The organism is Leptothermofonsia sp. ETS-13 (assembly GCF_049200465.1).
In the GTDB taxonomy this organism is placed as follows: Bacteria; Cyanobacteriota; Cyanobacteriia; order Leptolyngbyales; family Leptolyngbyaceae; genus Leptothermofonsia.
Genome location: NZ_CP120836.1, coordinates 1,103,874 through 1,120,732, shown reverse-complemented (window position 1 = coordinate 1,120,732; position 16,859 = coordinate 1,103,874). Strand labels below are relative to the sequence as shown.

Genomic DNA, 16,859 nt, shown 5'->3' with positions numbered 1-16,859 from the left:
TGCCCCCTTGAAAGATAATCCTGATCACCTGCTAGCTTAGATCTTGACTGATCTACCGTCGAAAGACTGTATTCGTTAAAGACTCTTGACAGAGCAATTTATCCAGGATCCTCTCGCCCTTCAAAATCCTCGGACTGCTTCTATTTTTAAGGATGCTTAAACTCGTGACTTTTCTTTTGCGAAACCGTATCTGTCTGGTAAAGTAATGAAATCTTTGGAGTTCGGAGCTATCTGAACCTCCTTTCCCTTTACCTGTTTGAGATTCAAGTTTTCTCAGTGTCTTCTGATTTGTGCCTTATATTGACCTGTTTAAAGAAGGATTTTCCTGAGAGCAATTGCTTTTATAATCGCCTCAGTAGCTTTGGTTCCAACCCGTGCTTGCAATTTATCCAGGCAGTTTTGATCCCATTACGCTGGGGCATCTCGATATCATTGAGCGGGGTTGTAGGCTCTTTGACCGGGTGGTAGTGGCGGTTTTGCGCAATCCAAACAAAACTCCCCTATTTACGGTTGCAGAGCGAATTGAACAGATTCGGCGATCGACGCGCCACCTCCACAACCTGGAAGTGGATAGCTTCGACGGTTTAACCGTAAACTATGCCAGGATGCGGCAGGCTACGGTATTACTTCGAGGGTTAAGGGTGCTTTCCGACTTTGAGATGGAGCTTCAGATGGCTCATACTAATAAAACCCTTTCAGATCAGATTGAAACCGTTTTTTTGGCAACTTCCAATGAATACAGCTTTTTAAGCAGTAGTCTAGTGAAGGAAATTGCCAGGTTTGGTGGTCCTATCGACCATCTTGTTCCCCAACAAGTTGCTCCAGATATTTACAAATGTTACGCCAAGATTCATCCAGCATCAGCCCAAATCCCGGATTCAACGCCAGTACCGGAGCTTCCCCAAATGGAACCCCCAGCCGAGACACGACGCGAATAGGGAGTGTGAACATTCAACAGGAGCTTAACCGGTTAGAAGAAATGATCCTCGACAGCCCAAGGATTCCCTTGAGCCGTCGGACGTTGATTGACGAAGAGCAACTGCTGGAACAACTTGATTTAGTGCGCCTGAGTCTACCAGAGGCTTTCCACGAGGCAGAAGAAGTTGTTCGCCACAAGGAAGAAATTCTACTTCAAGCCGAGCAGTACGCCCAGGAAATTATTGAGGCCGCTGAGCGGCGTGCAGCCCAGATCTTGAATGAAATGGGGATTTTGCGGCAAGCAGAAATTGAGGCACAGCAGATCCGCCAGCGGGTACAGCAGGAATGTGAGGCCGCTAAGGAACAGACTATTTTAGAACTGGAGCGAATGCGCCGCCAGGCTCAACAAGAACTGGAGGAAATGCACCGCCTAGCAATGGAAGAGTGCGAAGAGATTCAGGCAGGGGCAGATGAATATGCCGATCGCGTCCTGAAGGAAATGGAACTTCAACTGGGTGAAATGCTACGGGTAGTACGCAACGGTCGCCAGCAACTTCAACCAGAACCACCTCCCCCAAGAAGCCGAGAAATGGGTTCTGGCAGTTCTTCAGCCCGCCCCCCTTCCGGTTCAAAAGGTGATCGCTCCAAGAACTAAAGAGATTTAGCCCCTACGCTTGGCTTGCCAGGTTGCGCCAAGTGCAGCTCCGATTCCGGCAACCAATCCAAACCCCATACCTTCCAGAGTTCTGGTCGTTGGATCTTTGGTTAAACATTCCTGGGTAGGAGATTCTGATTGAAAGCAGGTATTACTTTCTGCCCAGCCAGCAGTCCCAAATAGAACAGCACCAGCCACACTACATACTGAAACCATAATCAGAAAAGAGCGGTCTTTTTTTCTACCCATATCCAAAAACGTGTCTCGGAATATTTACAAATGTACATTCAGTCTGCCCTCAGACATAAGCAAAACTGACAAATTTCTGCAAGATCTCATGGGCATTTAAAGACTTTGCAGGAAGTTTATAAGGGTTGTTAGTTTTTAGTTATAGCGATAGCCGCCAGGCTCAGGACAGGGTGCAGGGGTGGAACCCCTGGCTGAGGGCGCAGCCCCCACCCTCCCTTAAAATCAATGTCTTAAGCAACCTGGCGACAGCTATAAGTAAGGGGGGAGGGAGTGATAGGGTAACGGGGTGATAGGGGGAGTAAAGAACTCCCCCTATCACTCACTCCCTTTCCCTGGCACCCGCTGCCATATAGGGTAGAAGCAGCGATAGTCAGGCTCGCTCAAAATAGCGCTCTCGTTCCCAACTGGTGACGACTTCATCAAACTTACGTTGCTCAGTGCGGAAAAAGTGCAGGTAATGTTCGACAACGTCAGCACCCAACACGCTGCGTGCCCACTGACTCTGGTCTAACTGATGAATTGCTTCGTTCAGGCTGAAGGGAACATGGGGCAAATCCCGTGCTTCATAGACATCGCCTTCAAACATGGGGGGTGGCTCGATCTGGTTTTTGATACCGTCTAGCCCAGCTGCCAGGGTGACGGCAAACGCCAGGTAGGGGTTGGCATCAGCACCAGGGGCGCGGCACTCTAATCGCAAGGAAGGGCCATGACCCAAAATGCGGAAGCCTGCTGTGCGGTTGTCGTAGGACCAGGCAATGCCTGTGGGGGCGAAGGAACCTGCGACATAGCGCTTGTAGGAGGTAGGGTAGGGGGCATAGAAGGGGAAGATTTCGCGGATATGGGTCATCCACCCGCCCAGAAACCAGCGGAACAGGGGTGAGCTATGAACCGGGCCAAAGGTTTCTTCACCGCAAAAAAGGGGTTTACCGTTGGCATCCCAGAGGCTGGCGTGTAAATGCATGCTGGAACCTGCGTAGCGTTCATCCCACTTGGCCATGAAGGTAATGGCAACATTGTTTTGCCAGGCAACTTCTTTGGCAAGGTGCTTGTAGAGAGTATGGCGATCGCACATCTCTAAAAAGTCGGTATACCGCAGGTTGATTTCCTGCTGCCCTGGTCCCCATTCCCCTTTAGAAAACTCTACTGGAATTCCAGAGCGTTCTAAATGTTTACGGATAGCTCCAATCACAAATTCTTCTTTGGTGCCCTGGAAGATGTGGTAGTCCTCGATGTAACCGCCTATGGGCTCCAGGTCTTGATAGCGCTTGTGTCGGGCTGTTTCATAGGAATCAGTGAAGACATAGAGTTCCAGTTCAGAGGCTCCCATAGGGGTATAGCCGAGCGATCGCGCAATTTCTACCTGCTTCTTCAAAATGTTGCGGGGAGCCACCTCAACAGGAATGTCTTCTTCTTCATTGAGAAGATCGCACAGGACAATCGCCGTTTTCTCCAACCAGGACGCAATTCGTAACGTACTCAAATCGGGAATCAGACGAAAGTCACCATAACCACTGGCCCAACTGGTAAAGGAGTAGCCGGGAACCGGATCCATTTCCATATCGCAGGCAAGCAGGTAATCGCACGCGTGTACCCCCTTCCCCAGAACATCATTGACAAAGAAATCTCCAGTAATCCGTTTTCCCATCAACCGCCCGTAGATGTCAGGAAAAACAGTGAGGATGGTTTCAATTTCTTCGTCTTTGACTAACTGCTTAAGAGCCTCTACATCCAACATACCGCGCACGGGGGACTTAGCCATGACTGATCCTTAAATAGCCTGTAAAAATAGGCTATGCCGTTCTCCTGCAAAGCGTTGGATTACTCAAACAGACTTAATGTGAAGTGTAATCAACAATTACTGATCTTCTGGCAATTCTCCGAACTGTTGTCGATTTGCACACCAAACGTACAAAGTTTGTAGGATATATGGCAGTAGTCATTATGGTTAGGACAGGGTGCAGGGGTGGAACCCCTGGCTGGGGGCGCAGCCCCCACTCCCTCTCTAATTCAGTGTCCTAACGCACCCGCGTAGAGCTATAAAATTCAAATCGAACCATATGCCCCTCTCCAACTTAATGCTGTTATTCGCCTTTCGCTTCGGGCATGGGCTCCAGTCTTTGATTCGATTCAGAATATGATGAACGCCGATGTGTATCAGGCATTCTAGCCGGATCATTGGTGTGTGAGCCAGCAAAAAGCTGTTGAGGATATCTGCGCTGCGGAAGACACCAATTTATGGGTTGCCATCGATGCAGATTCTACTGTGGGCTTTGTAGCCATGAAACTACACTCAGAAGACAGCATGGGTGAAATCTACATGGTTGCTGTCGATCCAGACTTTCAATGTCGTGGAATCGGCAGCGCCTTTGATGAGCATTGCGCGCAACCGTTGAACCTGTGCGGTGGCAAAGTGGGTATCCGTTGCGGCGTGTCGAATCGTCAGCAGGAGAATGTCAAACGAAGTTTCGAGCATACAGTACCTATTTGATACCCAAATTCAGCAACGTCGAAGAAAAGATTGCCTATCGCCTGTCGCCGTTGCCTGTGGTCTCCATCAAATACTCAAAACTCAAAACTCTCTTAATCAAGCTGATGCCCGCAACTGGAGCAAAAGCGATCGCCCAGTTTCACAGACGCTCCACACTGGCTGCAAAATCGGCGGGTTGTTGCAGCAGAGGGGCTAGTAGAGGTTGTCGGGTTACCCATCCGCATTTCCATATTGCCCATCCGCATTTCCATTGGGTCTAGACTCATCTGCATGTTGCCCATTTTCATCGGCTCCATTGGCTTCATCGGTTCCATTGGGGGCATGGACGAAAAAGAGGGACTGGCGGCAGTTTGCATTTGCTGGAAACGACTGGGGGATACCATTCCACTGGTCATGCTGACGCTACTTCCCTGCACCTGAATAAAATGTTCTCCCTGTGCTGTCGTAATTTTAATTACAACACCCATCGCCGACTGAGAAAATTCGGGTGGTGAAGTCCAACTTCCCGTTTGAAAGCCACAGCTAGATTGCTGCTGCTGGCCAGGGTCAGAGGTGGAGATCGTCACCATTGTTTGATTTCCCTGGTTTTCCAGGTACACCCGTCGCCCATCGCCCAATTCGTGAATGTAAGCCATGAGACTCCTTGCAACATTGAGCAACATTGATGCCTGGGAACAGTCGACTGCTTCAAGAATTTCATCCTATCGTTTCAAACTCCTCCCTGTCCATTGTTAGACCAGATTCGCAATGAAGTTATTGCTGGCTCTTTTCCTCCTAATGCTATAGCGTCCTAAAGCGTTTGTAAACGATCTGGATTGCTATACCCGCTGTAGCCTGAACCCTAATAGGTTTCCCAGCGTGGAAGAAGCTGGGAAACCGGTCAGGATCTCCGAAATCTTAAAAATTTCGGAGATCTTGGAGATCTAAAATTCCTGCTGATGTTCAGTTGTGAGTGTAGCTAACTGTTGTTTCACATGGATATCTTTAATGTGTTTTTTGACTGTGTTGAGGCTGATGTACAGCTTTTTTGCAATGTCTTGATAACTGTAGCCTATACGATGCAAAACCCAGACCTCTGCCTGGCGCGGGGTTAAACCGTACTGCTGAATTTCAGCGATCGCCCGACTCTGAAGAGACTGGCAACAGTCTTCCATCAACACAACCAGATGGGGATGTTGGGCATCTTCCAGTGGCAACCAGCGGACTCGGATACGGAATAGATCTGATTTACTCAGGGCAATTTCAGATTCAATCACAACTGAACGGTTGGAATATAAACTCAAACTTTCAATTAGTGCTTCACAGGCACGCCAGATTTCCCTCGGAACACCAGTCGCCTGTCCTGGATTAAGCCGCTGACAGATGTGGAGAGCCGCATCATTGATGTAAATCTGTTTTCCCTGAGAAGTGAGAATCAAAATGCCATCCAGTAGACTTTCGATCACACCCTGTAGTAGGGTTGTTTTTTCAGTTGCAGGAAATTGGAATCGTTCTGATTGAGTCAACATAGGTAAAAGGGGGCTGAATAAAGATTTGTAAATTGATGGGTCAATACTTTTGTCATCACTAAAGGCAATAGCTTGAAGCAATGAATCAATCTGTGAAACATGAACGAGAGTGGCTAAGAAGTTCATGCGAACTCGAACAATGGGATAGAGTGAATCATTCATAGGGAAGCGGTTCGATGCACATTTATGAAATTGCTGAATAGCCTTAAACCGTTGAGTTGAGAACGGTATCAACTTCTTTCCTGGCGGGCTGTTCTTTTTCAATGCTTTGTTTGCGCAAGTGCCAGAACAGCTTTTGTGATTATCATGCACTGCTCCGCAATTGCATGACCTAATAGGGGAGGTACTGTCCGCTACGGCTTTGTCCCAGTGCCCAGCGAATAAATGCTCTTAAACGAGCCTCTCGATCTTGCAGGGTGTCTACAGGTTTGCAAGGCTCGATCGCAGACGGCAAAAAAATCGGCGGCATCAAAGTCAGGTTTTGGGGCTTCATGGCTTCTGTCCTTTTGAAGGGGCTTATGAAACGGGCAGAAACAGACGTTTTGGTGGACATTCAGGATTGCAATGGCTCAATCCATTTTGGTTAAAATTTTGATCGCATCAGGGGAAGGCGGGAGGCAGGGGCCAGGAGCTAGAAGTTGCGTTCATCGCTATTTCCTCAGGGAACATTGAGTTGTAATGATCTATCGGGCGATCGCTCAAAAGTTATGCAAACTTGTGAAGAAATTGCCCCCAAAATTCAGAAAGCTCTGAACTCTGAGGGCAAACGATGAACATTTAGGTCTCATTGGTATCTATCTCCCGCAGTAGGGGAGGTTATGCAAAATGACAGCAGCCTTTACCTCTTCAAGCGTTGCTGAAAAGCAGTATGAATTGAAACGAAGTTTCGAGCATACAGCACCCATTTCATACCCAAATTCAACAACGTCCCTCTTCAAACAACCTTGTGAAGACGATGGCGCCAATCGATAATTTGCTCCATACAAGTATCCTCCGAGATACTTAGCTTATTCATCCATCGCAATGACCATGCGCCCGTCGCCATCACCCTCGCCAGCAGCCCATTTGTGGCAAACCCTGAGTAACTCTACTCTCCTGCGCTATCTGCTGCTATTTGGCTGTGGCTGGGCCACTGTGTTACTGATCAATTATTTCTACGGTACGATCGCCCTCTTTACCGCCGCTGGTATCTTTGCTGCCCTGTTAAATTATCCGGTGGCCTGGCTATCACGTTATATTCCCAGAGGACTGGCAATTGCACTGACCTTTATTGGAGCGCTTACCTTACTGGTTGGCATGATCACGCTGATCGGATTGGAAGTGCTCAATCAGGGGCAGGGGTTGTTAACCAGTCTTAAAGCTGCTTTGAGTCAGCAAACCTTCCTGCCATTCCAGGATCTCCTCACCCAACTCGATATTGGCAAAGTAATTGAAACGCTACAAATGGGTTTAGCCTCTGGTTTAGGCATTGTGCAGAGTGTTTTTTCCAGTGTCTTTACAGGAGTTTTTGGGGCAGTCATTACCCTATATATGTTGATTGACGGTGAAAAACTGTGACACCTATTCTATTTATCAGGCTTGTGCCCGTTGCTTCCCGCAATCGCTTTGCAAAAACCTTTCAGCGAAGTTTTCTGGGATTTTTACGCGGTCAACTGCTGTTGATGCTGTTTTTATCAATCCTCAGTTTTGCTGTTTTTTCAATTTTGGGGGTTAATTATTCCCTGATTCTGTCCGTCATCATTGGTGTACTCGATGCGATTCCTGGGATCGGAGCTACCCTGGGAGTTCTGATTGTGACTCTACTGGTTCTGGCATCGCAGGGAGGTGCGATCGCCCTTAAGGTAGTAATCGCCTGCATTCTGCTTCAACAAATCCAGGATAATTTTATCCATCCCAAAGTCATGGGAGATGCATTGGAATTAAATCCAGTGCTTTTGTTCCTGGCTCTATTTATCGGTGAACGGGTGGCTGGATTGTTGGGAATTTTTCTTGCCATTCCGCTCGCGGGCATGATCGCCGCCTGGATAAGGTCAGTCAGAGAGGACGCATCGCCCCCCCCTGCAACAAGAAATCGAAGATGTTGAACAATCAGAGGTATTCTGATTGATACTTCGTGTATCGCTCCATACCCTGGCGCAATGCAGCGCGTAGGCGATCAATGGATTCAATGCGACGCAATCAGGAAGGTTTATCGCCAGAAAAGAGCGCTCAAGCATACCATATAGCTCTACGCAAACGCGTTAGGACATTGGGATTAAAAGAGGTGGGGGGGTGGTGCCTCCAGCCAGGGGTGGAACCCCTACACTCCGTCCTAACTACAATAAATATCGTTATACCATCTACTTTCCAGCGCAAAAAATTCACTTTGCCCAGGATGATCCACAGTCCACAGCCGATAGGATTTACGTAAATGATTCAGAATAGATCTCATAGCGTTCACAAATGGTTTGTCAACAAAAGGGGGTGGGGGCGAGGCCCCCACGCAGGGGGGAACCCCTGCACCCTGTTCAAATTTCAAGCAGGATCGCTATAGAAGAACAAATTATGAAAAAGCGTCAGCTTTTGTACACAGGCACAGCTGCAATTGGCACAGCCTGGTTATCACGCTACTTTCCCTGGAGGTCTGAACTCATGGCAACGGCAAATAACAAATTTGAAGTCACCAAAACCGAGGAAGAGTGGCGTCAAATCCTGACCCCAGAGCAATTTCATGTTCTGCGGAAACACGGAACTGAGCGTGCTGGCACCAGCCCTCTCGATAAAAACTATGCCAAAGGCACATATCGATGTGCAGGATGTGGGCTTCCTCTGTTTTCCTCGGAAACCAAGTTCAACAGTGGCACTGGATGGCCCAGCTTTTATGCGCCACTTGAAGGGGCAGTGGAAACATCCATCGATCGCTCATTCTTCATGACCCGCGTCGAAGTCCATTGCCGCCGCTGTGGTGGGCATCTAGGTCACGTATTTGATGATGGCCCCAAACCCACTGGGAAACGCTACTGCATGAACGGCGTGGCTCTGGAGTTTGTAGCAGAGTAGAAGGGAACGGGAAGAGGCTGGAGCTCTGTCAAGCGCTATTTTGTGAGTTCCCTGGTTGCTAAACTCCGGTGTAGTAACCCTCTGTAAACTCCGGCTTCCCATATCTGTTGGAAGCCAGAGCTTCCGGTTCGATGACCAAGCTGGAGCCTGGTTACAAGAGTATAGCTCTATGCGGGAGCGTTAGGACACTGAATTAGAGAGGGAGTGGGGGCTGCGCCCCCAGCCAGGGGTTCCACCCCTGCACCCTGTCCTAACCATAATGACTACCGCTATAACTCATTCACTCATCTACCCATCCCACTTCCTAACGGCTCCACTGTTGTTTCATCCGCTCGATTCGCTCTAGCAGGCTTTCGTTGGACATGCGAGAGTTCAAACGCTCTACCAACAATGGAAAGGCAAAGGGGGAGGGGCGTCTGGTTGCTTTCCAAACCGTTGTTAACTGACGGATGCGGTCAAGGGTTCTGGCTAATCGGTGAACTTCCAACTGTTCATCGAGGGCTTCCCTTTCTGCCTGCTTGAGCAAGAGATTTTCTGGTTCATATTTTGAAAATACGTCGTAGAGTAGCGAGGAACTGACCTGTAGCTGATTCGCTGTTTTTTTGGCAGAGGGATAGCCCTTAAACACCAAACCTGCAACTTGGGCGATTCCTCGAAACTTTCTACTCGTCAGTTCTGAAATATTGAGACTGGCTTTAATGTCTTCGTGAAGGTTTTGGGTATCAAAAAACTGTTCAGAAAAAAGTTCTTGAAAGGGATAATCCTTTGGAGCAAGAATTTCAAACCCATAATCATTAACTGAAATGGTGAACGTTGCATTCTTCTGGTTTGCAAAGCGGTAGCCCCAGAGAAACCCTAACCCTTCATGCACAAACCGCCCCTCAAAGGGAAACACATAAAGATGCTGTCCCTCACGGGTCTTACACACTTCAATCAGCAGTTCATTTGTGGCAGGAAGGTGGGAGATACGTTTCTGAGCCGATAAAATTGGCAGAACGCACTTCAACTCTTGGTTCAGGTTCCCACCCTCCCGGCTGATTTCAATTTCATGCCTCAAATGAGCACTCAGCGAGTCAGAAATGGCCAGGTTACCACCCGCCCAGGTGGGGGTCACAGTTGATTTTTTGTGGGCTGCTTTGACATAAACAACCATGTCCTTCATCATAAGGAACTCCAGTTGTTTCCCAGCAAAAAAGAACACGTCCCCCTTTTGCATTTTTGAAACAAAACTTTCTTCAACGGTTCCGATTTTGGTCTGATTCATGTAGCGAATTTGCACAGCCTGATTCGAGGTAATAGTACCAATGCCCATGCGGTGCATACGGGCAATTTGCGGATCAGATATTTGATAAATTCCATTCTCTAAAACCACCTTCTTGAACCGGGGGTAAGAACTCAGGCACTTACCACCCTGGGTAATGAATTCCAGAATCCAGGTAAATTCTTCATTGGTCAGGTTGGCATAGGAAACGGTTGATCGGAGATTTTGAAGGGTTTCTTTGGCTTCAAACCCATCCCCGCAGGCCAGGCTAACCAGATGTTGAATCAATACATCATAGGGTCTGTTGAGTGGTCGCCTGACTTCCATATCTCCGGCTTCCAGTCCCTTGCGAAAGGCAGAAATCTCCAGGAGTTCCAGGGCGTTAGTGGGTAGAAAGAAGATTTCAGAGGTGCCCTGGGGGACGTGTGCCGATCGCCCCGCCCGCTGCAAAAGTCGAGCCAGATTTTTGGCACTGCCGATTTGCACCACCCGCTCAACGGGCTGAAAATCCACTCCCAAATCCAGCGACGAGGTACAGACAACCCACTTGATGACACCAGATTTCAGTCCAGCTTCGATCGCTTCCCGTTCCTTCACATCAATGGAACCGTGGTGAAGCGCAATCCGGTGCGTATGCTCTGGCATGGCGTAGGATAGCGCCTGAAACCATCGTTCTGACTGGAACCGGGTGTTGGTAAAAATCAGCGTCGATTTTTCGATGTCGAGGGCGTTTACCAACTCATCCAGCATATGCAAACCCAGATGCCCTGCCCACGGGAAGGAATCGACGGATTCCGGCAAAATGCTTTTGATCACAGTTTTTCGCTGAATATCGGTCTGGATGATGACGGGATCGGCATTGAGCCCTACCGCAACCTGAGCAGCTTCCTGCACATTGCCGAGCGTTGCTGACACAGCCCAGGTTTGTAAATTGGGACAAATCCCCCGCAGGTGTGACAGGCTCAATTCGGCCTGAGTGCCCCGCTTGGAACTCATTAACTCGTGCCATTCATCCAAAATCACTCCCCGCAGAAATTTGAATAGTTCCTTTGCACCGGGATAAGCCAGCATCAGGGAGAGGGATTCTGGCGTGGTGATCAAAATATCCGGCATGTGCTTGAGCTGGCGCGTTTTTTTCGATGAACTGGTATCGCCTGTTCTGGATTCGACGCGTAAATTCCAGCCCATTTCCAGAATGGGTCGCTGAATCGATTGCTCAATGTCCCGTGAAAGGGCACGCAAGGGTGTGATGTAGAGGAGTTGGAGCCCACGACTGGGGGCTTGCAGCATGGTGGCGATCGCGCCCATCACAGCCGCATAGGTCTTTCCCGAACCCGTTGGCACCTGAATCATGCCGCTTTTCCCGGCCAAGTAGGCTCGCCAGGTTTCTAGTTGAAATGGCAACGGATTCCAGCCCTGCTTGTCAAACCAATCGAAAATGGGCTTTAGCGCCGTGTCTTCCACAGGTGGAGTCTCCAAATGAAGCAATTGAGCATTTACCTGGAGAGATCAGGTTCTACAACTTGCGGAAAACTCTCAAAGTTATGCCGCACCCAATCCATGCCAACTTCGTTGTTGAGTTTAATCTTCTGCCGAGTATTTGGATAAATCTTGCCCAAAATATCGGCATCCTGATCAATTACCACCTTACTGAATTTGAGATAAGTTCTACCCAATACTTTGAAAGCAAGGTGTTTGGGCTGACCAAAGAGCAAGATATACGTTCGAGTCTGGTTCTCAGCTTATGGCACAAAGAAATGGCACTGTGCTAATTTACCAAGTGTTGATTCGCCATGGAAAATAATTAGAGAAGGAAAATGATTTTCCAGATGCGCTTTAAGCTTGTCAGGCAGTAAAAATAAATCTGTTTTTCGCAATTTCTCAACGAATGTATAAGGAGCCGTGGGCATTTCACAAAAGGCTTGGGAATGAAGCCCATTGTCAACAAATTGATGAAAGGAGATATCGATGATGCGAAATAACTCCCGATGGGTGCCGTTCTGATGGTTATAATCATGCATATTCAGCAGCATGGTCAGTAGATCAACAATTTGTAGATCAACAATTTGTTGCTCAATAGCCTGATAGCAATCGACAGCCACTAATCACAGTGTCAATTTGTTGGGCGATCGCCAATCGCTCCATTTCTTTCTACTGTTTACCAAGTGCCTCATTCTAACCTCACTTATCCGTCTGTACAGGCAGTGACATTTCCAGAATCTTCATCAGCAGTTCCAGACAAGAAGAGCGTGTCAGCAGGGGAACAAAGTGAGGCAAGCTGTAGTAGTTTGCCGCGGAAGTGAAGATTTTACAGGTGCCTACTTCTAAAACCTTAACCAGCTAAATAAAAGCCTTAACCAGCTAAATATATCATTAACAGTGAGTTGTAAGTCAGTGACTAATTTTGGGACAGGTAAAACATCTTGTGATTCCTGTAAGAGTTCAGGTTGTTGTCCTGATGGATAATAAATGAGGATCGATCGCTCTTCCGGATCAATCAACCAACCCATCTGACAACCATTTTTCAAACAATGCAGAATATTACTAGTTTACTAGTTACTTTTGTAGGGCTTTGGTCAGGAGACAGGATCTCAATTGTCCAGTCTGGGCAAATGGGAAAGACGTTTGTGAATTCGCCGTTATCATCTACTGGAATTCGATCCCAGGCAAAGACGGAAACATCAGGTACGATCAATCTCCCACCAAACGTACATCGCAATTCTGGAAAAGCCAGAGCGATTTTTCGATCTTCAACAATCTGATTGATTGCCGTGACCAATTTCCCTTGTAATTTGCTGTGCTTTCCCTGCGGCGTGGGCTTCTGAATCACCTGTCCATTGATATACTCACTCGCTGGTGATATACTCACTCGCTGGTTTTGTCTCTGGTAACTTCAGAAGTGATAAGTCATGACTTATTCTAACCTCACTTATCCGTCCGCACAGGCAGCGGTGTGTCTAGAATCCCCATCAGCAATTTCGGGTAAGAAGGGCGTGTCAACAGGGTGCTGTTCTTTCTAGAACTGCTCAGCGAACGCAATGGCAGGATGCATTGGTGCTTTGGGTTTGGTCTTCAGCACCATTGGGGTTTCGTACAGGAGGCGATCGCCCTTAGCCGAGTTGCACGTCTCGCAGGCAATTACCACGTTTGTCCCAGGTATGGGTTCCACCCTTCGAACGAGGAATGGCGTGATCCAGCATCAGATGCCGGGTGCTGCCGCAGTACTGACAGGTATGGTTGTCGCGGCGAAGAACTTCCCGCCGATTCACAAGAGATACTTTCCAATGCCGCTTTGGATTACCGCTCGTCAACCGGATGTGGTCAGGAATGTGTAGTACGACGCTGGGGGAGCGCACTTCCCATGGCTGCGTGCTACTAAACTCCAGAGTCTCTGCCTGTCCAGTAACCAGAAGCACAATCGCCCGTTTAGGGTTGATGCGCGCCAGGGGCAGGTAGTTCTTGGATTATGAATACACCTAAACGAGGTAGCACTTCGGAAATGCAGGTCACCTGTATCCGACTGGAACCGGAACTGAAAGAGCGATCGCGGGAGCTCTCCGGAGAGCAAGAGTATCAGACCCTCATCCGAGATGTGCTCTGGCGATTTGTAGAACGACAGGCGAGACCAGACGAGTTACTGCATGATGGAAACCGACAATTACCCTAAAGGGAGAACGGCTTCGCATTGCCCTCTTATCCCTCGATGTTTGCTATATCAGATATTCGAGCGACGTTCAAGGCGTGCATCGTTTCCCGCTCTTGCCAAAGGTTCTACCCGATCACTAAAATGTAGATACGTTGTGTCTACATCTCCTTTAAGGGAATTAGATTCAGTGGTTCAACTAGCCTAGATGCAAGGACAACCTATGGTTGCGACAGTTGCTAAGTGGGGTAATAGTTTGGCTGTTCGGATTCCCCAACATATTGCTAAAGAGATTCAGCTAACTGAAGGCACTGAAGTCGAGCTAATGGTAATTGATGGTAATTTGGTGATCAAACCTAGACCTCGTAGGCGCTATTCCTTGGAGGAGTTAGTTGCCTCCATTACACCAGAGAATTTGCATTCTGAGGTGGAGAGCGGAATTGCTGTGGGGAATGAAACTTGGTAAATCTAACAGACCCCTACATTCCTGATAGAGGGCACATTGTTTATCTAGACTTTGATCCAACTAAAGGTCATGAACAGCGAGGACACCGACCTGCGTTTGTACTTTCACCTCGTAGTTATAACGCAAAAAGCTCTTTAGCACTGTTTATGCCTATCACTAGGCAACAAAAGGGATATCCCTTTGAAGTCCTTTTGCCACCTGAGCTACAGATTCAAGGGGTAATACTTGCTGATCAAATCAAATGCCTGGATTGGACAGCCCGTAACGTTCAGTTTATCGAGACTATTCCAGAAAGGTTAGTTGAAGAGGTGCAGGCAAAAATTGAGCCATTGATCTTGTAGAGGAGGTAGACCAATTTTGTCGTTGCCAGCAGCCCAACACCGCGTTGGTGTAGACGGAACAGAAGTTGTGGGTAAGTGTTCAAGGTTGTTTGCCGCCGCACAACTTTGCTGTTAGGGTGGTGATAGGCGAGAGGGGGTGGATGGGTAGATGAGTAGAGAAGGTGAGGGAGTTTTGAGATTAACAGGAGTCATCGCAGGATGGGCAAAAGGTCTTGTCAGTACCCATCCAGATTAACAATCCAGATTAACAGAAGATGGGCACGCATTGCTTTGCCCATCCTACTAATGAATTCTTTCTCCTTTTCTCTTTTCTCTTTCTTCTTCCCCTTAAATGTCCTCACCTTCTAAAATTCAAACCCACGACAAAACCTCACACCCTTCGCCCCAGCCGATCGTCCCTACCAGAGCAAGGCTAGGGGAGGGGCCCTGCTGGCATACGGTAACCCAGATGCTGTATTGGGTTGATGTGTATAACCACCGGGTGCATCAGTTTGATCCAGTAACTAAACATACCCACTACTTTGAAATTGATGACGTGGTGAGCTGTGCGGTTCCGGCAGACTTGCATCGACTGATCATTGCAAACCGGCATAGCCTGGCGTTTTTAGATACCCGTGATGGCAGCGTTACTCCAATTCTGACAATTGAAGCGGAAGCTCGCCATCCCAGAAATCGATTAAATGATGGCAAGTGTGATTCTGCCGGACGCTTTTAGATTGGAGCGATGCATCCAGAAGATCCGGTATGTGGTTTGTACCGCTATGACCCGGATGGATCGTTGCACAAAATGGAGTCGGGGTTGACCATTTCTAATGGATTGGGTTGGAGCCCGGATGAGCGCACGTTTTACCTGACCGATACTCCTCAACAAAGGATTTATGCTTATGATTTTGAACCTCAAAGTGGGTCAATCAGTAATCGGCGTGTATTCATTGATTTAAGTAACGAGCCATTTTTTCCCGATGGCATGACAATCGATCGCGACGGTTGTATCTGGTCGGCCATGTGGGATGGCTGGTGTGTGATCCAATTTGATCCCGATGGCAAGGAAATGCAACGCATTCCGATGCCGGTGCAGTGTCCAACCTCCTGTACTTTTGGTGGATCAGAGTTGAATATGCTCTACATCACTTCGGCATCCGTAGGGTTGAGCCAGGAGGCAATTGAAAAAGAACTTCCATGCCGGAGATCGGTTTTGTGTACCCATTTGTTGACCCACGGATTTGTTGACCCACGGAATCGGTCGGCTTACCCACCCGTACCTTTGGACACAACCTTCAATCGCTGTAGCCGTCGCTTGTGACCTTGCCACGAAACACAATGTACTGGTACAGGTTATAAAACAGCATCACCGGAATCAAAAAGCCAATGAAAATAATCATAATCACGAGCGAACTGGGATCGGCAGCAGCTTCGTAAATAGTGATCTGTGGCGGAATAATGTAAGGAAATACAATCAACCCCAATCCAATAAACGATAGTACGAATAAGAAAATCGTCCAGATGAAAGGGGCACGCTCTTGCCTAAGCCTGAGGCTTTTGAGCAGCTGAAAAATCAGAAAAACGCCAACCACGGGAATCACAGCGAAGATATAAACCAGGGGCTGTTGAAATAGGCGCGATCGCGCGCTTTCGTAAAAAATTGGCGTTGTAATAGTAATCACAATTGCTCCCAGCAGTGTTGTCCAGGCAGCAATCTGGGCTGTTCGATAGTGAGTTTCCTGCAATTCCCCCTCGGTTTTCCAGATCAGGTAGGTGGAGCCAATCAACACATACCCCTGAATCAGCGTCAGTGCCGCTACCACCGACTGCCAGCTTAACCAGTCCCATGTACTACCAATAAAATGCCCTGCTTCATCCACTGAAATGCCCTTCAACACTGCTCCCAAAGCAAACCCTTGACCCAAGGCGGCCACAAAACTTCCAGCCCCAAAAGCAACATTCCAGAACAATTTTCGGTTGGCCTGCTCCCGGAACTCAAACGCAACCGCCCGGAAAATAAAGCCAAAAATCATGATGAAAATTGGAATATACAAAGCATTCAAGATAGTGCCGTAGGCAAGGGGAAAAGCCCCAAACAACCCACCACCCATCAAAACCAGCCAGGTTTCATTGGCGTCCCAAATGTTACTCAAACTCGTCATCAAAATGCCCCGGCGCTCTTCGTCATCGGAGGTTAATGAGAGGATGCCAACCCCCAGGTCAAACCCATCCAGCATGACATAGAGAAAAAGAAACAGGGCCAGGATCACAAACCAGACCTGGGGTAGAAAATAGCGGAGTGTTTCCAT

21 protein-coding genes and 1 pseudogene are annotated in these 16,859 nt (G+C 48.2%); 10 read left to right on the top strand and 12 right to left on the bottom strand.

Going from position 1 to position 16,859, the window contains the following annotated elements; genetic code table 11:
• The first annotated feature begins 374 nt into the window (after positions 1–374).
• Positions 375–938, top strand: coding sequence for a pantetheine-phosphate adenylyltransferase (gene coaD / locus P4D80_RS05100; RefSeq protein ID WP_421657828.1), 564 nt, complete (start codon positions 375–377; stop codon positions 936–938).
• Between the two features lie 5 nt (positions 939–943).
• The gene (locus P4D80_RS05095; RefSeq protein WP_421657827.1) at positions 944–1,573 is read left to right on the top strand and encodes a hypothetical protein; all 630 of its coding nucleotides are present in this window, start codon (positions 944–946) and stop codon (positions 1,571–1,573) included.
• Between the two features lie 6 nt (positions 1,574–1,579).
• On the opposite strand, the gene P4D80_RS05090 is transcribed toward P4D80_RS05095, so the two are convergent.
• Together P4D80_RS05090 and P4D80_RS05085 are read right to left on the bottom strand one after the other, a co-directional pair.
• Positions 1,580–1,789, bottom strand: a complete 210-nt coding sequence (locus P4D80_RS05090; protein ID WP_421657825.1) for a hypothetical protein — start codon at positions 1,787–1,789, stop codon at positions 1,580–1,582.
• A 403-nt stretch (positions 1,790–2,192) separates the two neighbouring features.
• Entirely contained in the window at positions 2,193–3,581 is a 1,389-nt protein-coding gene (locus P4D80_RS05085; RefSeq protein WP_421657824.1) for a glutamine synthetase family protein, read from the bottom strand.
• Between the two features lie 423 nt (positions 3,582–4,004).
• Here P4D80_RS05085 and P4D80_RS05080 point away from each other — a divergent pair, with 423 nt between their 5' ends.
• Positions 4,005–4,310 (top strand): GNAT family N-acetyltransferase, encoded by a 306-nt coding sequence (locus tag P4D80_RS05080; protein WP_421657822.1) that lies wholly within the window; start codon positions 4,005–4,007, stop codon positions 4,308–4,310.
• Between the two features lie 92 nt (positions 4,311–4,402).
• Here the strand turns inward: P4D80_RS05080 and P4D80_RS05075 are convergent, their stop codons facing one another.
• From P4D80_RS05075 to P4D80_RS05065, 3 genes are all read right to left on the bottom strand, one after another.
• Entirely contained in the window at positions 4,403–4,945 is a 543-nt protein-coding gene (locus tag P4D80_RS05075; protein ID WP_421657820.1) for a zinc-ribbon domain-containing protein, read from the bottom strand.
• 288 nt (positions 4,946–5,233) lie between these two features.
• On the bottom strand, positions 5,234–5,980 hold the full coding sequence (locus P4D80_RS05070) for a helix-turn-helix transcriptional regulator (protein WP_421657818.1): 747 nt from the start codon (positions 5,978–5,980) through the stop codon (positions 5,234–5,236).
• Between the two features lie 169 nt (positions 5,981–6,149).
• A complete protein-coding gene (locus tag P4D80_RS05065) occupies positions 6,150–6,311 on the bottom strand; it encodes a hypothetical protein (protein ID WP_421657817.1) in 162 nt (53 codons plus the stop codon).
• Between the two features lie 530 nt (positions 6,312–6,841).
• Between P4D80_RS05065 and P4D80_RS05060 the strand changes: the two genes are divergently transcribed.
• The 3 genes from P4D80_RS05060 (at position 6,842) to msrB (ending at position 8,857) form a co-directional block, all read left to right on the top strand.
• Positions 6,842–7,375 carry an AI-2E family transporter gene (locus tag P4D80_RS05060; protein WP_421657816.1) on the top strand — a complete coding sequence of 178 codons (534 nt, stop codon included), beginning with the start codon at positions 6,842–6,844 and terminating at the stop codon, positions 7,373–7,375.
• Entirely contained in the window at positions 7,372–7,902 is a 531-nt protein-coding gene (locus P4D80_RS05055; RefSeq protein WP_421657815.1) for an AI-2E family transporter, read from the top strand. The genes P4D80_RS05060 and P4D80_RS05055 overlap by 4 nt, the downstream gene beginning before the upstream one ends.
• 460 nt (positions 7,903–8,362) lie before the next feature.
• A complete protein-coding gene (msrB, locus tag P4D80_RS05050) occupies positions 8,363–8,857 on the top strand; it encodes a peptide-methionine (R)-S-oxide reductase MsrB (RefSeq protein ID WP_421657813.1) in 495 nt (164 codons plus the stop codon).
• A gap of 304 nt (positions 8,858–9,161) precedes the next feature.
• Here the strand turns inward: msrB and P4D80_RS05045 are convergent, their stop codons facing one another.
• The 6 genes from P4D80_RS05045 to P4D80_RS05020 form a co-directional block, all read right to left on the bottom strand.
• On the bottom strand, positions 9,162–11,582 hold the full coding sequence (locus tag P4D80_RS05045; protein WP_421657812.1) for a ligase-associated DNA damage response DEXH box helicase: 2,421 nt from the start codon (positions 11,580–11,582) through the stop codon (positions 9,162–9,164).
• Positions 11,583–11,614: 32 nt separating this feature from the next.
• Positions 11,615–11,764: a hypothetical protein gene (locus P4D80_RS05040; protein WP_421657811.1), complete on the bottom strand. Its 150-nt coding sequence runs from the start codon at positions 11,762–11,764 to the stop codon at positions 11,615–11,617.
• Positions 11,765–11,860: 96 nt separating this feature from the next.
• Positions 11,861–12,220 (bottom strand): hypothetical protein, encoded by a 360-nt coding sequence (locus tag P4D80_RS05035; RefSeq protein ID WP_421657810.1) that lies wholly within the window; start codon positions 12,218–12,220, stop codon positions 11,861–11,863.
• Positions 12,221–12,442: 222 nt separating this feature from the next.
• Complete coding sequence (locus P4D80_RS05030; protein ID WP_421657809.1) at positions 12,443–12,628, bottom strand: hypothetical protein; 186 nt, start codon at positions 12,626–12,628, stop codon at positions 12,443–12,445.
• Positions 12,629–12,642: 14 nt separating this feature from the next.
• Positions 12,643–12,948 carry a Uma2 family endonuclease gene (locus P4D80_RS05025; protein ID WP_421657807.1) on the bottom strand — a complete coding sequence of 102 codons (306 nt, stop codon included), beginning with the start codon at positions 12,946–12,948 and terminating at the stop codon, positions 12,643–12,645.
• A gap of 280 nt (positions 12,949–13,228) precedes the next feature.
• Positions 13,229–13,534: an HNH endonuclease gene (locus P4D80_RS05020; protein WP_421657806.1), complete on the bottom strand. Its 306-nt coding sequence runs from the start codon at positions 13,532–13,534 to the stop codon at positions 13,229–13,231.
• A gap of 50 nt (positions 13,535–13,584) precedes the next feature.
• On the opposite strand from P4D80_RS05020, the gene P4D80_RS05015 reads away from it, so the two are divergent.
• From P4D80_RS05015 to P4D80_RS05000, 4 genes and pseudogenes are all read left to right on the top strand, one after another.
• Positions 13,585–13,785 carry a hypothetical protein gene (locus P4D80_RS05015; RefSeq protein ID WP_421657805.1) on the top strand — a complete coding sequence of 67 codons (201 nt, stop codon included), beginning with the start codon at positions 13,585–13,587 and terminating at the stop codon, positions 13,783–13,785.
• 199 nt (positions 13,786–13,984) lie between these two features.
• A complete protein-coding gene (locus P4D80_RS05010) occupies positions 13,985–14,227 on the top strand; it encodes an AbrB/MazE/SpoVT family DNA-binding domain-containing protein (protein WP_421657804.1) in 243 nt (80 codons plus the stop codon).
• Positions 14,221–14,568: an endoribonuclease MazF gene (gene mazF, locus P4D80_RS05005; RefSeq protein WP_421657803.1), complete on the top strand. Its 348-nt coding sequence runs from the start codon at positions 14,221–14,223 to the stop codon at positions 14,566–14,568. The genes P4D80_RS05010 and mazF overlap by 7 nt, the downstream gene beginning before the upstream one ends.
• 331 nt (positions 14,569–14,899) lie before the next feature.
• Positions 14,900–15,871: pseudogene (locus tag P4D80_RS05000) on the top strand (SMP-30/gluconolactonase/LRE family protein).
• On the opposite strand, the gene cydB reads toward P4D80_RS05000, so the two are convergent.
• On the bottom strand, positions 15,846–16,859 hold the full coding sequence (gene cydB / locus P4D80_RS04995) for a cytochrome d ubiquinol oxidase subunit II (protein ID WP_421657802.1): 1,014 nt from the start codon (positions 16,857–16,859) through the stop codon (positions 15,846–15,848). The pseudogene P4D80_RS05000 and the gene cydB sit on opposite strands and share 26 nt — an antisense overlap.

Bases quoted from the DNA above. Each gene is read 5' to 3' on its own strand.
- P4D80_RS05085 (WP_421657824.1), bottom strand. From the start codon at position 3,581: ATGGCTAAGTCCCCCGTGCGCGGTATGTTGGATGTAGAGGCTCTTAAG.
- P4D80_RS05030 (WP_421657809.1), bottom strand. From the start codon at position 12,628: ATGGGTTGGTTGATTGATCCGGAAGAGCGATCGATCCTCATTTATTAT.
- P4D80_RS05015 (WP_421657805.1), top strand. From the start codon at position 13,585: ATGAATACACCTAAACGAGGTAGCACTTCGGAAATGCAGGTCACCTGT.
- msrB (WP_421657813.1), top strand. From the start codon at position 8,363: ATGAAAAAGCGTCAGCTTTTGTACACAGGCACAGCTGCAATTGGCACA.
- P4D80_RS05065 (WP_421657817.1), bottom strand. From the start codon at position 6,311: ATGAAGCCCCAAAACCTGACTTTGATGCCGCCGATTTTTTTGCCGTCT.
- P4D80_RS05075 (WP_421657820.1), bottom strand. From the start codon at position 4,945: ATGGCTTACATTCACGAATTGGGCGATGGGCGACGGGTGTACCTGGAA.
- P4D80_RS05010 (WP_421657804.1), top strand. From the start codon at position 13,985: ATGGTTGCGACAGTTGCTAAGTGGGGTAATAGTTTGGCTGTTCGGATT.
- P4D80_RS05090 (WP_421657825.1), bottom strand. From the start codon at position 1,789: ATGGTTTCAGTATGTAGTGTGGCTGGTGCTGTTCTATTTGGGACTGCT.
- cydB (WP_421657802.1), bottom strand. From the start codon at position 16,859: ATGGAAACACTCCGCTATTTTCTACCCCAGGTCTGGTTTGTGATCCTG.
- P4D80_RS05070 (WP_421657818.1), bottom strand. From the start codon at position 5,980: ATGAATGATTCACTCTATCCCATTGTTCGAGTTCGCATGAACTTCTTA.
- P4D80_RS05060 (WP_421657816.1), top strand. From the start codon at position 6,842: ATGACCATGCGCCCGTCGCCATCACCCTCGCCAGCAGCCCATTTGTGG.